A 13,111-nucleotide genomic window follows, 5' to 3' on the forward strand; every position below is an offset into this window, starting at 1 on the left:
CAGTCTGCCACGTCTCCCCTACCTGCACGCATGCGAACGCTGTGGGCTGACTCACAGGCCGCTGCGCTGTTTTTCGTCCGTCCGCGGGAATACGCCGCTGTTCTGGCAGTCTGAACGCGTGACCAGCACGCAACCGACCGAACACGCAGCCCGTGCCACCGAGTTCGAGACCCACAGGGCCCGGATGTTCGGCCTCGCCTACCGGATGCTCGGCTCCGCCGAGGAGGCCAAGGATGCGGTGCAGGACGCGTATCTGCGGTTCGGCGCCACTGAGCCGGGGTCCGTCGAGCACGTCGGCGCCTGGCTCGCCAAGGTGGTCACGAACCTGTGCCTGAACCGCCTCTCGTCGGCCCGCGTCCAGCGGGAGCGATACGCGGGCCCCTGGCTGCCCGAGCCCGTCCTCACCTCGGACGGCGCCCTCGGCCCGCTGGAGTCGGCCGAGCAGCTCGACTCGGTGTCGTGCGCGCTGCTCGTCCTCCTGGAGCGGCTCACGCCGACGGAGCGGGCGGTGTACGTGCTGCGGGAGGCCTTCGCGTACGGGTACCGGGAGATCGCCGGTGTGCTCGATCTCGGCGAGGCCAACTGCCGGCAGCTGTACCGGCGTGCGACGGCGCGGATCGCGGAGCCCGCGGCGCGGTTCGAGCCGTCCGAGCGGGTGCGGCGGGAGCTGGTGGAGACGTTCGTGGGGGCGGCCCGCGAGGGCGATCTGGCGGCCCTGGAGAAGATTCTCGCCACGGATGTGCGGTGGTGGGGCGACGGCGGCGGCAAGGTCACCGCGGCCCGTAAGGCCGTCGTGGGCCGCGAGAAGGTGCTGCGGTTCCTGGACGGCATCGCCGAGCGGTACCTGGTGGGCGTGGAGCTGCTCGTCGCCGAGATCAACGGGGAGCCGGGGATCATCGCGCGGCAGCCCGGCGGGAGCCTGTTCGCGGTCGTCTGCTTCGAGGTGCGGGAAGGGCGCGTTTCGGTCGGGCGCGCGATCCTGAATCCGGACAAGCTGGGGTTCGTGTCCCGTCAGCTCGGTGGGGCGGCGTAGGACTGTCACAAAGGCGCGACGCCGCCGGTTCTCAGCTGACGACGGGCGTTCCGCAGGGGGGACGGCCGGGTACGAAGGAGCTGAGCAGGCTATGACCACGATCCTGGTGACCGGCGGAACCGGAACTCTCGGCCGGCTCGTCACCGAGCGGTTGCGCGGGGCGGGGCACGAGGTGCGGGTGCTGAGCAGGCACAGCGAGCCGTACGCCGTGGACCTGCGTGAGGGCGGGCCCGCGCTCGACCGGGCCGTGACCGGCGTGGACGTGATCGTGCACTGTGCGTCGACGCAGACCGGTGGGGACGAGAAGGCTGCCGCCCATTTGGTGGCGGCTGCGCGCCGGGCGGAGGTCCCGCACCTCGTCTACATCTCGATCGTCGGGGTGGACGAGGTTCCGTTCCCCTACTACAAGGCGAAGCTCGCGGTGGAGCGGCTGGTCGAGGAGTCAGGGCTCGGGTGGACGGTGTTGCGGGCGACGCAGTTCCACGATCTGGTGGCGGCGGCAGTGCGGGTCGCGGCGAAGTTGCCGGTCGTGTTTCTGCCGGCGGGGGTCGCCGACCAGCCGATCGAGGTGGCCGAAGTGGCAGACCGGCTGGCCGAGTTGGCGGTTCTGCCTCCGGCGGGGCGGGTGGCGGACATGGGTGGGCCGGAGGTTCTCACGTTCGCGGAGTTGGCCCGTACGTATCTCGGGGCGGTGGGGAAGCGGCGGCCGGTGGTGTCGGTGCGGTTGGCCGGGGCGGCGTATCGGGCGTTTCGGGGTGGTGGGCATCTGGCGCCGGAGCGGCGGGTCGGCAAGGTGACCTTCGCGGAGTACCTGTCCCGCCCCTGACCGCCCCTACGCCTCGGGGCTCCGCCCCGGCCCCCGCGCCTCAATCGCCGGCGGGGCTTGAAAGACCGGGGCCCCGCCCCGGACCCGGCGCCTCAAACGCCGGCGAGGCTCAAAAGATCGGGGCTCCGCCCCGGACCCCGCTGCTCAAACGCTGCAGGGGCTTGATGTGCTCAGCCGTCGCGGGGGCATGAGTTGCTCAATCGCCGCAGGGGCTTGATGACAAGCGCCGAGAGAGTGCGCATTCCAAGCACCGCGAGGGTGCGCATTTCAAGCACCGCGGAGGTACGCACTTCAAGCACCGCGAGGGTGCGCGTTCCAAGCACCGCGGAGGTACGCACATCAAGCCCCTGCGGCGATTGAGCAGCGGGGTATGGGGCAGAGCCCCAAGCTCAACCCCGGGTGGCCTCGCGGGGGTAGACGGCCTCCTGGGCCACCTCCCGGGCCATCAGCAGCGCGCCCCGCAGGACCGCCCCGCCACCCAACTCCCCCGCCCGCACCTCCGTCGGGAGGGGCGACATCGTGGCCAGGCGAACCGCGACGCGCTCCGCCAGCGCCGCGCCGCCCGCGCGGCCGATCTCACCCGCGAGGACGACACAGCCAGGGTCGAGCACGGCCACCACCGCCGCCGCACCGAGCACTACCCGGTCCGCCAGCGCGTCGAGGAAGCGGGCATCGGCGTCGCGCACCACGTCCGCCGCCCGCTCGACCGGCTCCCCCGGGCCCACGAGCCCGTGGGAGACGGCCAGTTCGAGGATCGCGGCCGATCCCGCGAGGGAGTGGAAGCCGCCTTCGCAGCCCGTGGCCGACGGGAGGCCACCCGTCCCCGGCACCGGCAGGAAGCCGACCTCACCCGTGCCGCCGGAGGCGCCTCGGCGCAGCTTGCCGTCGAGGACGACCGCCGCGCCGATACCGAGCCCGAGCCACAGGAGCGCGAACGTGTCGCGGTCGCGCGCGGCGCCGTCCTTGCGCTCGGCCACGGCGGCCAGGTTCGTCTCGTTCTCCACCAACACCCGCGCGGGCAACCGCTCCTGGAGCGCGGCGACGAGTCGGCGGTGCCAGCGCGGCAGCCCCGAGGAGTCCCGCAGCTCGCCCGTCGCCGGGTCGATCAGCCCTGGCGCCCCCACGCCCACCGTGTGCAGCCGCTCGGCCCCGGCCTCCTTCGCCGTACGTTCGAGCAGCTCCACGGCACGCTCGACGGCGACGCCTGACCCGTCATCCGGCTCGACCGGCACGGACGCCTCCGCGAGCACCGTGCCCACCAGGTCCGCGACGACGAGCCGCACACCCTCGGTGCGTACGTCGAGCGCGGCGAGGTGGGCCCGGTCGGCGACGATCCCGTAGAGCCGGGCGTTGGGGCCGCGCCGCTCGGCGCCCGCCTCCCCCACGACCGTGATGAGTTCCGCCGCGGCGAGCCGCTCGACGAGGTCGGCGACGGTGGGCCGGGACAGGCCCGTACGTTCCTTCAACTGCCCCGCGGTGAGCGGCCCTTCCTCCTGGAGGAGGCGCAGCGCGAGCCGGTCGTTGATGGCTCGGGCGGTTCTCGGCGATGCGGGCATGGCGGGATCCTACGCGGATATCACTGGCATTATCAGGCAGGGTTCCTGATAGTTTACGGCGGCACGCAAAGGGAGACTTGGGGAGGGCCCGCGGGATGCCGGAACTGACGTACGCACCAGGGGAGTTGAAGCGGGCGCGGTACGCCGTCGCCACCGTCTTCTGCATCCACGGCTCCGTGACGGGGTCGTTCGCGACACGGGTGCCCTGGATCCAGGAGCACGCGGGCGTGAGCGCCGGGCAGTTGGGCCTCGCGCTCGCCTTCCCCGCGATCGGCGCCTCGCTCTCGATGCCGCTGGCGGGCAGCGTCACCCACCGCTTCGGCGCCCGCGCCGGGCTGCGCGGACTGCTCGCGCTGTGGACGCTGGCCCTGATCCTGCCCTCGCTCGCGCCGAATGTGTTCACGCTGTGCGCCGCGCTGCTCGTGTACGGGGCGACCGCCGGCATGTCGGACGTCGCCATGAACGCGCTGGGCGTCGAGGTCGAGACCCGGCTCGACAAGTCGATCATGTCGGGCCTTCACGGGCTGTGGAGCGTGGGCGCCCTGATCGGCTCGCTCGGCGGCACCATCGCCGCGCACCTGGGCTCGGACGCTCGGCTGCACCACGCACTCGCCGCGTGCGTGCTCACCGTGGCGGGCCTGGTCGCCTGCCGCTGGGTGCTCGATCTGCGCCCGACGGAGGACGAGGAGGCGCCGCCGCGCTTCGCGCTGCCGCCCAAGTCGGCGGTGCTGATCGGCGCGGTCGGCTTCTGCGCGGTGTTCGCGGAGGGCGCGAGCCTGGACTGGTCGGCGGTGTACCTGCGGGATGTGCTCGGCACGTCGGCCGGGCTCGCCGCCGCCTGCACCACGGCGTTCACGCTCACGATGGCGGTGGCTCGGATCGCGGGCGACGCGGTGGTGGACCGGTTCGGCGCGGTGCGCACCGTGCGCGTCAGCGGCGTCGTGGCGACGCTCGGCGCGCTGCTCGTGGTGGTCGCGCCGAACCCGGGTGTCGCGATGGCCGGTTTCGGCCTGGTGGGCCTCGGCATCGCGGTCGTGGTGCCGCTCTGTTTCGCCGCGGCCGGGCGCAGCGGCCCGAACCCGAGCCTGGCCATCGCGGGCGTCGCCACCATCACGTACACCTCGGGCCTGATCGCGCCCTCGGCGATCGGCACGATCGCCGACGCGACCAGCCTCGTCGTGTCGTTCGGCCTGGTGACGGTGTTGGCGACCGGTCTCGTGGTGTTCGCGAAGGTGCTGCGCGGCGGCGACCGTACGCGGACGGGGGCGGCGGGCCCCGGCGCGGCGCAGGCGGCGGATCACGCCTCGTAGGCCCGGACCGGTGGGCGGCGGCTCGGTACGAACTCGCACTTACGTCGCATTAACATGAAGCGATCATTCCGAGCCGCACAGGCACCACCCACCTCACGGCCACCACAGAAGGCGGAATCTCTCATGGACCTCGGCGTGCGCTGGAAACTGCACGGCGACGGGCGCACGCCGGCTCCCGGCGCGGTCGTCCGCCCCGACGAGCGGCTCTCCTGGCCGCGCACGATCGGGCTCGGCGCACAGCACGTGGTCGCCATGTTCGGCGCGTCCTTCGTGGCCCCCGTCCTGATGGGCCTCGACCCGAACCTCGCGATCATGATGTCCGGCGTCTCGACGGCCATCTTCCTGCTCGCCACGCGCGGCAGGGTGCCCAGCTACCTGGGCTGTTCGCTCTCCTTCGTGGGCGTCGCGGCCGTGATCCGGGCGCAGGGCGGCTCCAGCGCGACGGTCACGGGCGCGGTCTTCGTCGTGGGCGCCGCGGTGTTCCTGGTGGGCCTCGCGGTACGGAAGTTCGGGGCGCGGATCATCCACGCGGCGATGCCGCCGGTGGTGACCGGCGCGGTCGTGATGCTGATCGGCTTCAACCTCGCCCCGGTCACCGCCTCCACGTACTGGCCGACCGACCAGTGGACGGCGCTGCTCGTCATGCTGTTCACCGGTTTGGCCGTGGTGTGCCTGCGCGGTTTCTGGTCGCGCATCGCGATCTTCCTGGGCCTGATCTTCGGCTACGCGCTCTCCTGGGTCCTCGACCAGGTCTTCGGCAAGATCCACTCGCCGAACGGCGGCGGCAAGGCCGTCGACCACCTGCGGCTCGACCTGTCCGCCGTCGGCCAGGCGGACTGGATCGGCCTGCCGTCCTTCCACGCCCCGTCGTTCCAGTGGTCGGCGATCCTGGTGGCGCTCCCGGTCGTCATCGCGTTGATCGCGGAGAACGCGGGTCACGTCAAGGCCGTCGGCGAGATGACCGGCGACAACCTCGACGGCAAGCTCGGCACGGCGATCTCGGCGGACGGCGTCGGCTCGATGCTCTCCACGGCCGTCGGCGGCCCGCCCAACACCACGTACTCCGAGAACATCGGCGTCATGGCCGCGACCCGCGTCTACTCGACGGCGGCGTACTGGGCGGCGGCGGGCTTCGCGCTCCTCTTCGGCCTCTGCCCGAAGTTCGGCGCGATCGTGGCAGCCATTCCCGGCGGCGTGCTCGGCGGCATCACCGTCATCCTCTACGGCATGATCGGCCTGCTCGGCGCGCAGATCTGGATCAACGCGGGCGTCGACCTCCGCAACCCGCTGAACCTGGTCCCCACCGCCGCGGGCATTATCATCGGCATCGGCGACGTCTCCCTGAAGTTCACCGACACCTTCTCCCTGAGCGGCATCGCCCTCGGCACGGTCGTCGTGATCACCGGGTACCACGCGCTGCGGGCGATGGCCCCGGCGCACCTCAAGACGCAGCAGCCGCTGCTCGACGAGGGGACGTCCTCGTACGACGAGAGCGCGGCCACCGACAAGAAGTGACCGCCCACGGCGCCGCGTTCAGTCCGCCAACTCGTACGCATAGTCCGCCGTGAACCTCCCCGGCTCCCCCTTGCACCCGTCCGACTCCCCGGGCAGCTTCACCCACAGGTACGCGTCGATGCGGGCCTCACCGGTGCGCAGTGTCGGGGCCCGGCCCAGTTCGCGGCCTTCGGGGTCGCACCACTCGCCGTCGGCCGGGGCGCCGTTGCCGTTGCGGCTCGTGTCGATGACGGCGCCCAGGCCGCTCGGTCCGCCCATCGCGGCGAGCACCTTGCGGGCGTACGCGATCTCGTCCGGCGTGCGGTGGAAGTTGGAGACGTTGGTGAACACGCCGTCGGACGACGCGGCGGAGGCGGCGCCCGCCGCGCGGAGGCGTGCGGCCTGGGTAGCGGCCGGGTTCCAGGCGGAGTGTCCGGCGTCGTAGTAGACGCGGGCGCGCGGGTTCGCGGACTTGAGGGCCCGGCCCGCGTGCGCCAGCGCCTCGTAGCGGTCGGCCTGCCGGCTCTTGGAGAGGCACTCGGTCTGGGAGAGGGCGTCCGGCTCCAGGATCACGATGACCTCGCGGGAGCCGAGCCCCCGCGCGAACCCCTCGATCCAGTCGCCGTACGCATCCAGGTCGGGCGCCCCGCCCTCGGAGCGCCCGCCGCAGTCACGGTCGGGGACGGCGTAGGGCACGAGCACCGGCACCTGTCCTGCGCGCGCCCCGGCCGAGGTGACCGCGCGTACCCGGGCGGTGATCGTGGCGGGCATGTAGTCGGCGAACCAGACGGCGGCCGGGCGGTTCGCTATCCGGGACTCGATGAGCGGGCGACGTGGGTCGGAGCGGTTGGCCCGTACCCAGTCGAGTACCTGGGAGTCGCCGTAGCGGTAGAGGCCGCTCGCGGCGGGCGCGGTGTTCGACGGCTTCGGCCGGGCGGGGGCCGTCTTCCTCGGCTTCGGCTTCGAACTCTTCGACGGGGAGGGCGAGTTGTTCGTCGCCGACGGGGACGGCACCGCGGGCAGCGGGCGCAGGCTGGGGGTCTCGCTGACGGTGGGGCGCGCCTCGTCCGCCTCACCCCGGCCGCCGTCCAGGGCGGAGACGAGGCCCGCCACGGTGCCGACGGCCACGACGGCCGAGGCCGCCGCGGCGAGCGCGCCGCGCACGGTTCTGCGGCGCCGCTGCGCCCGCCGTTCGGCCAGTCGACGTCCGCGTGAGCCCGACACCGCACCCTCCCCCTCCAGGTCCGCCGTTCCCTCGTTCTGGGGAAGCCCCCGGCCAGCCGACGTCCGCGTAAGGCTACGACTGGGACGCTGCGTTCATGGCGCAGTTGGAGCGGTTCGCACAGGCCCGGATCCCGGCACTTGGGGTCGACATCGTGATCGCACGGATGCGCGCGCTCGGGGCGGAGCTGCCACCGCGCGACGGCGTGGCCGTCTTCAACCGGGTCTACCTCTCCGTCACGGAGGAGGTGGACCGGGCCATCGACGGGGGGCTCGCGGGCGGCTTCCCGGACCGGGGAGCGGCGGTCACGCTGGACGTCCGGTTCGCCGAGCGCTATCTCGTGGCGGTCGACGCGGCGGCCCAGGGCGCCCGCCCGCCCGCCTGCTGGCGGCCCCTGTTCCAGTCCCGCCGGCATCCCGGCGTACGCCCATTGCAGTTCGCGCTCGCGGGCATCAATGCGCACATCGGGCACGATCTGGCGCTCGCCGTCGTGGACGCGTGTCGCACGCTGGGCTGCGAACCGGAGGCCCTGGAGGATGAGTTCGAGCGCGTGGGCGACCTCCTCGTCTCGCTGGAGGAGCGCATCCGCGAAGAGCTGATGCCGGGCCCCGATCTGCTCCAGGTCGCCGATCCGCTGACCCATCTGCTCGGCGCGTGGAGCCTGGAGCGCGCCCGCGACGGCGCGTGGGCGGCGGCCCGCGCGCTGTGGGCGCTGCGCGAACTGCCGTCCGTGGAGGCCGAGTTCACGCACCGCCTCGACGCCTCGGTGGGGCTGGTGGGGCGGATGCTGCTCACCCCACTGCCCGACTGAACTCGATTCCCGACCCCGACCCCCGGCGCCCCCGGATCTAGTCCTCCGGAAGCTCCACCGGCGCGATCTCCTCGAACACGTCGCCCGGGCCGGGGTTGGACGCGTCCGTGCTGCCCCCGAGGTGGTGCATGACGCCCCACACCGCGTTCAGCGCGGTCTGCACGGCGCCCTCGGCCCAGCCGGCCGTCCACGAGATGTCGTCACCGGCGAGGAAGATGCCCCGCCGGTCCTCGGGCAGGGTCTCCTGCACGAAGTGCGTGAACAGGCGGCGCTGGTAGCGGTAGTGGCCGGGCAGGTTCGCCTTGAACGCGCCCATGAAGTACGGCTCGTTCTCCCAGGACACGGTCACCGGGTTGCCGATGATGTGCTTGCGGATGTCGACCTTCGGATAGATCTCGCCGAGCGACTTCAGCATCACTTCGAGCCGCTCGTTCGCGGACAGCGGCAGCCACTTGAGGCTGTCGTCGCACCACGTGTAGGAGAGGCAGATCGTGGCGGGCTTGTCCGGCCCGTCGTCGAGGAGGTAGGTGCCGCGCGTCATCCGGTCCGTCAGCGTCATCGACATGACGTCACGGCCGGTGTCCTCGTCCTTGTCCAGCCAGAACGGCCGGTCGACCGGCACGAACAGCTTGCTCGACTCCATGTAGTGCGTGCGCTCGATCGCCGTCCAGTGGTCGATCGGGAACAGCGAGTCGTCGCAGTCCACCTTGGACAGCAGCATCCACGACTGTGCGGTGAAGATCGCCGCCTTGTACGTACGGATGTCGCCGTCGGCGTCCGTGACGGTGATGTGGTTGCCGGCGGTGCGGGACAGCCGGGTCACGGCCGGGCGCGGCGTGCCGTCCACGTGCAGGGTGGACAGCGAGGTTCCCTGCGCCCAGTGCACGATCTTCTCCGGCGCACGCTCCCACAGCCGCAGCGGCAGCTGCTGCGAGCCGCCCTCGATGCCGCGGTGGTGGTCGTCGGCCTCGGTGTAGACGACGCGCAGGATCTCCAGGATGGAGTTCGGGAAGTCGGTGTCCCAGCCACCCGTGCCGAAGCCGACCTGGCCGAAGATCTCCCGGTGCCGGAAGGACTTGAACGCGTCCGACTCGCAGAGGAACCCGTAGAACGTCTGGTTGTCGAGCTTCTCGACGAGCCGGCCCCAGATCTCGCGGATGCGCGGCACGTCGCGCTCGCGCATCGCCTGGTTCATGTCGGAGAAGTCGGCGCCCTCGTCGAGGCACTTGTTCCACGCCTCGGCGACGTCCCGGTACACCTGCGGCAGATCGGCGATCGTCTCGGCGTAGTGGGACTCGCCCTTGAGGTCGACGACGGTCGAAGGCGTGGCCTCCGAGAGGGGGTTGGGGAACGCCCGCGTCTTCAGATCCACCATGTCGATGTAGTGCTGCAACGCCGTCGACGACGGCGGGAAGCGCATCGCGCCCATCTCGGCGGTCAGGCCGGAGGCCGCGGCAGGGGTGCCCTCGAAGCCGACCGTACGCAGCCGGCCGCCGATCTCGTCCGCCTCGTACACGACGGGCTTGAGGCCCATCTTCATCAGCTCGTACGCGGCGACGATGCCGGACAGGCCACCGCCGATGACCGCGACCTCGGTGCCGTGCTCGGTCGCGGGTATCTGGCCGAGGCCGGCCGGGTGGGCGAGGAAGTCGTCGTACGCGTACGGGAAGTCCGGCCCGAACATCGTGATGGGCGGCTGGCCCTCGGTGTGCTGGGCGGCGGTGGGCACCGTGGACGTCATGGGGTACGGGCTCCTTGCGGGTACTGAAGTGCGGGGCAGGTAGCGGGAGTTGAGGCGGTGTCGGGGTCGTCGGGCCTCAGGAGGTGAGCGGGCCGTACAGCTCCGGGCGGCGGTCGCTCAGGTACGGGTTGGCCGCGCGGGAGGCGGCGAGAAGGTCGGAGTCGACGTCGGCGATCACGAGCTCCTCGCCCCGGCCCGCGCGGGCGCGCGCCACACCGTCGGGCCCGGCGAGCGTGGAGAGCCCGACGAACTCGAACTCCCCTTCCGCACCGACCCTGTTGACGTACGCGACGTACATCTGGTTCTCGAAGGCGCGCACCGGCACGACCGATTCGGCGACGAACTGGAAGGGGTGCATCTGCGCCGTCGGCACGAGCAGCAGGTCGGTGCCCGCGAGGGCGTGCGCCCGGACGTTCTCCGGGAACTCGACGTCGTAGCAGATCATCAGGCCGACCCGCAGACCGTTCAACTCGGCCTGCACGACCGGCTGTTCACCGGGCGTGAACTGCTCGCGCTCGAAGCAGCCGAAGAGGTGCGTCTTGCGGTAGTTGGCGAGGCGGGCGCCGTCGGCGGAAATCAGCTGTACGGAGTTGAAGACCGCGTCGCCGATGTCCCCCGCGCGCTCCGGGTAGCCGTACGCGACGGCGATCCCGTGCCGGTGGGCCAGCTCGGCGACCGCGTCGGCCGCGTACCCGTCGGCGGGCTCGGCGAGCCGGTCCACGTCGTCACCGATCGCGTACCCGGTCAGGAACATCTCCGAGGTCACGAGGGCCCCGGCGCCCGCGGCGGCGGCCCGGCCCGCGGCGGCGTCGAGAACCTTGAGGTTCGCGGCGGTGGAGCCGGGGTGTCCTGAGCTCTGGAGCAGGGCGGTGCGCATGGGTGTCCTCAACCGGTACGGGGCGGGGTTCGGGGTCACCAAAAAGCTACGGGGGCCCGCCACCGCGGACAAGAAGCACCTGTTGCACGCTGCCGAGCTGTTCGTTGCGCGATTTTCCCGCCGAACGGCGATTCGTTGCGCGGGGCCCGGGGCCTCACGGAGTGGCTACGCGGGCGAACCCGAGGTGAACCGCCTCATCAGCGGCGACAGCACCAGCACCGACTTCGTCCGCTCGACGAACGGCTCCCCCGCGATCCGTTCCAGGACCCGCTCGAAGTGCCGCATGTCGGAGGCGAAGATCTGGACGATCGCGTCCGCCTCACCGGTGACGGTGGAGGCGGACACGACCTCGGGGTACCGCTCCAGGCCCCGCCGGATCGACTCCGGCGAGGTGTTGGAGCGGCAGTAGATCTCGATGAACCCCTCGGTCTCCCAGCCGAGCGCGGCCGGGTCGACGCGCACCGTGAACCCGGTGATCGCGCCGGTGGCCCGCAGCCGGTCCACGCGGCGCTTCACGGCGGGCGCGGACAGGCCGACGAGCTGGCCGATGTCCGCGTAGGAGCGGCGGGCGTCCTCGGCGAGGGCGTGCACGATGCGTTCGTCGAGATCGTTCAGCACGGCAGGAGGTTCACTTTTCTGCGTCCACGGGAGCGGTGTCCGGGCGAGCCAGGCGAGAGCGGCGCATCCCGTAACTGAAGTAGAACACGAGGCCGACGACCATCCAGACACCGAAGACGATCCAGGTGATAGCGGACAGGCTGCCCATCATCCACACACAGAGCGCGAAGCCGATGATCGGCAGGACCGGCGAAAGCGGCACGCGGAAGGTGCGCTTCATGTCGGGGCGGGTCCGGCGCAGCATGATCACGGCGATGTTGACCAGGGCGAACGCGAAGAGCGTGCCGATGCTGGTGGCGTCGGCGAGCTGGCCGAGCGGAACGGCGGCCGCGAGGACACCGCAGAACAGGGACACGATGACCGTGTTGGCGCGCGGCGCCCCGGTCTTCGGGTGCACCTTCGAGAACACCTTGGGCACGAGGCCGTCGCGGGACATCGCGAACAGCACGCGGGTCTGCCCGTAGAGCACGGTGAGCACGACGGACGCGATGGCGATGACGGCACCGGCGGCGAGCACCGTGCCCCAGAAGGGCTGTCCCGTGACGTCCTTCATGATCGCGGCGAGCGTCGCCTCGGAGTCGGTGAAGCGCGTCCACTTGCGGGCGCCCACGGCGACGGCGGCCACGAGGACGTACAGCGCGGTGACGATGATCAGCGACAGCATGATGGCGCGCGGCAGGTCGCGCTGCGGGTTCTTCGCCTCCTCACCGGCGGTGGAGGCGGCGTCGAAGCCGATGTACGAGAAGAAGAGCGTGGCGCCCGCGGCGCTCACGCCCGCCATGCCGAGCGGCATGAAGTCCGCGTAGTTGCCGGACTTGAAACCCATGAAGCCGATGACGCAGAAGAGGATCAGGGCCGCGATCTTCACGGCGACCATGATGCTGTTGGCCCGCGCGGACTCCTTGGCGCCGCCCAGCAGGAACACCATGGCGAGCAGCACCACGATGAGCGCGGGCAGGTTGAAGATCCCGCCGTCACCGGGCGGCGCGGACAGCGCATCCGGGATGGTGACGCCGATCGTCCCGTCGAGCAGCTCGTTGAGGTACTCGCCCCAGCCGACGGCGACCGCGGCGACCGAGACCCCGTACTCCAGGACCAGACACCAGCCGCACACCCAGGCCAGAAGTTCGCCCATCGTTGCGTACGCATACGAGTAGGAGGAGCCGGCGACCGGGATGGTGCCGGCCAGTTCGGCGTACGAGAGCGCCGAGAACAGCGCGGTGAGACCGGCGATCACGAAGGACAGCGTGACGGCGGGACCGGCCTTCGGTACGGCCTCCCCGAGCACCACGAAGATGCCGGTGCCGAGCGTGGCACCGATGCTGATCATGGTCAGCTGCCAGAGCCCGAGGGAGCGCCGCAGCGATCCGCCCTCGCCCTGGCCGCCCTCCGCGACCAGCAGATCCACCGGTTTGCGCCGCATGAGGCGGGCGCCGAATCCCGCTGACGCCGGGGCGGCTTGCGGGGTGCGCGGGGGTGCGCCGTGATCGAGCACGGACTGGCTCCTTGATCGCTGCCGGGAGGGTTGACCGCAGCGAGGGGGACGCGGCGGAGCACACCCGTCATACGGGCCCCGCCGAGCAGGCCGAACCCCCGCCACGCAACGTACAGCGGATGACTCTA

At 71.6% G+C, this 13,111-nt stretch carries 11 protein-coding genes; 5 read left to right on the top strand and 6 right to left on the bottom strand.

Features of this window, described 5'->3' with window-relative positions; all coding sequences use genetic code 11:
- The first annotated feature begins 118 nt into the window (after positions 1-118).
- Positions 119-1,033, top strand: a complete 915-nt coding sequence (locus tag ACWD2L_RS16360; RefSeq protein WP_351345642.1) for an RNA polymerase sigma-70 factor — start codon at positions 119-121, stop codon at positions 1,031-1,033.
- A 91-nt stretch (positions 1,034-1,124) separates the two neighbouring features.
- Complete coding sequence (locus ACWD2L_RS16365; RefSeq protein WP_351345640.1) at positions 1,125-1,859, top strand: SDR family oxidoreductase; 735 nt, start codon at positions 1,125-1,127, stop codon at positions 1,857-1,859.
- Between the two features lie 389 nt (positions 1,860-2,248).
- Here the strand turns inward: ACWD2L_RS16365 and ACWD2L_RS16370 are convergent, their stop codons facing one another.
- Positions 2,249-3,415 (bottom strand): ROK family transcriptional regulator, encoded by a 1,167-nt coding sequence (locus tag ACWD2L_RS16370; protein ID WP_351345726.1) that lies wholly within the window; start codon positions 3,413-3,415, stop codon positions 2,249-2,251.
- A 95-nt stretch (positions 3,416-3,510) separates the two neighbouring features.
- On the opposite strand from ACWD2L_RS16370, the gene ACWD2L_RS16375 reads away from it, so the two are divergent.
- Positions 3,511-4,725 (top strand): MFS transporter, encoded by a 1,215-nt coding sequence (locus ACWD2L_RS16375; protein ID WP_351345728.1) that lies wholly within the window; start codon positions 3,511-3,513, stop codon positions 4,723-4,725.
- Between the two features lie 123 nt (positions 4,726-4,848).
- Positions 4,849-6,240 (top strand): uracil-xanthine permease family protein, encoded by a 1,392-nt coding sequence (locus ACWD2L_RS16380; RefSeq protein WP_451189917.1) that lies wholly within the window; start codon positions 4,849-4,851, stop codon positions 6,238-6,240.
- 18 nt (positions 6,241-6,258) lie between these two features.
- On the opposite strand, the gene ACWD2L_RS16385 is transcribed toward ACWD2L_RS16380, so the two are convergent.
- The gene (locus ACWD2L_RS16385) at positions 6,259-7,383 is read right to left on the bottom strand and encodes a glycoside hydrolase family 6 protein (RefSeq protein ID WP_351335636.1); all 1,125 of its coding nucleotides are present in this window, start codon (positions 7,381-7,383) and stop codon (positions 6,259-6,261) included.
- 155 nt (positions 7,384-7,538) lie between these two features.
- Between ACWD2L_RS16385 and ACWD2L_RS16390 the strand changes: the two genes are divergently transcribed.
- Positions 7,539-8,252: a DUF5995 family protein gene (locus tag ACWD2L_RS16390; RefSeq protein WP_351335603.1), complete on the top strand. Its 714-nt coding sequence runs from the start codon at positions 7,539-7,541 to the stop codon at positions 8,250-8,252.
- Between the two features lie 37 nt (positions 8,253-8,289).
- Here the strand turns inward: ACWD2L_RS16390 and ACWD2L_RS16395 are convergent, their stop codons facing one another.
- From ACWD2L_RS16395 to ACWD2L_RS16410, 4 genes are all read right to left on the bottom strand, one after another.
- A complete protein-coding gene (locus tag ACWD2L_RS16395; RefSeq protein WP_351335601.1) occupies positions 8,290-9,993 on the bottom strand; it encodes a flavin monoamine oxidase family protein in 1,704 nt (567 codons plus the stop codon).
- Between the two features lie 76 nt (positions 9,994-10,069).
- Positions 10,070-10,870: a carbon-nitrogen hydrolase family protein gene (locus ACWD2L_RS16400; RefSeq protein WP_351335599.1), complete on the bottom strand. Its 801-nt coding sequence runs from the start codon at positions 10,868-10,870 to the stop codon at positions 10,070-10,072.
- Positions 10,871-11,035: 165 nt separating this feature from the next.
- Entirely contained in the window at positions 11,036-11,488 is a 453-nt protein-coding gene (locus ACWD2L_RS16405) for an Lrp/AsnC family transcriptional regulator (RefSeq protein WP_351335596.1), read from the bottom strand.
- A 10-nt stretch (positions 11,489-11,498) separates the two neighbouring features.
- Complete coding sequence (locus ACWD2L_RS16410) at positions 11,499-12,983, bottom strand: amino acid permease (protein ID WP_351335594.1); 1,485 nt, start codon at positions 12,981-12,983, stop codon at positions 11,499-11,501.
- Positions 12,984-13,111: the final 128 nt, after the last annotated feature.

This window comes from Streptomyces sp. NPDC002754, assembly GCF_053592315.1.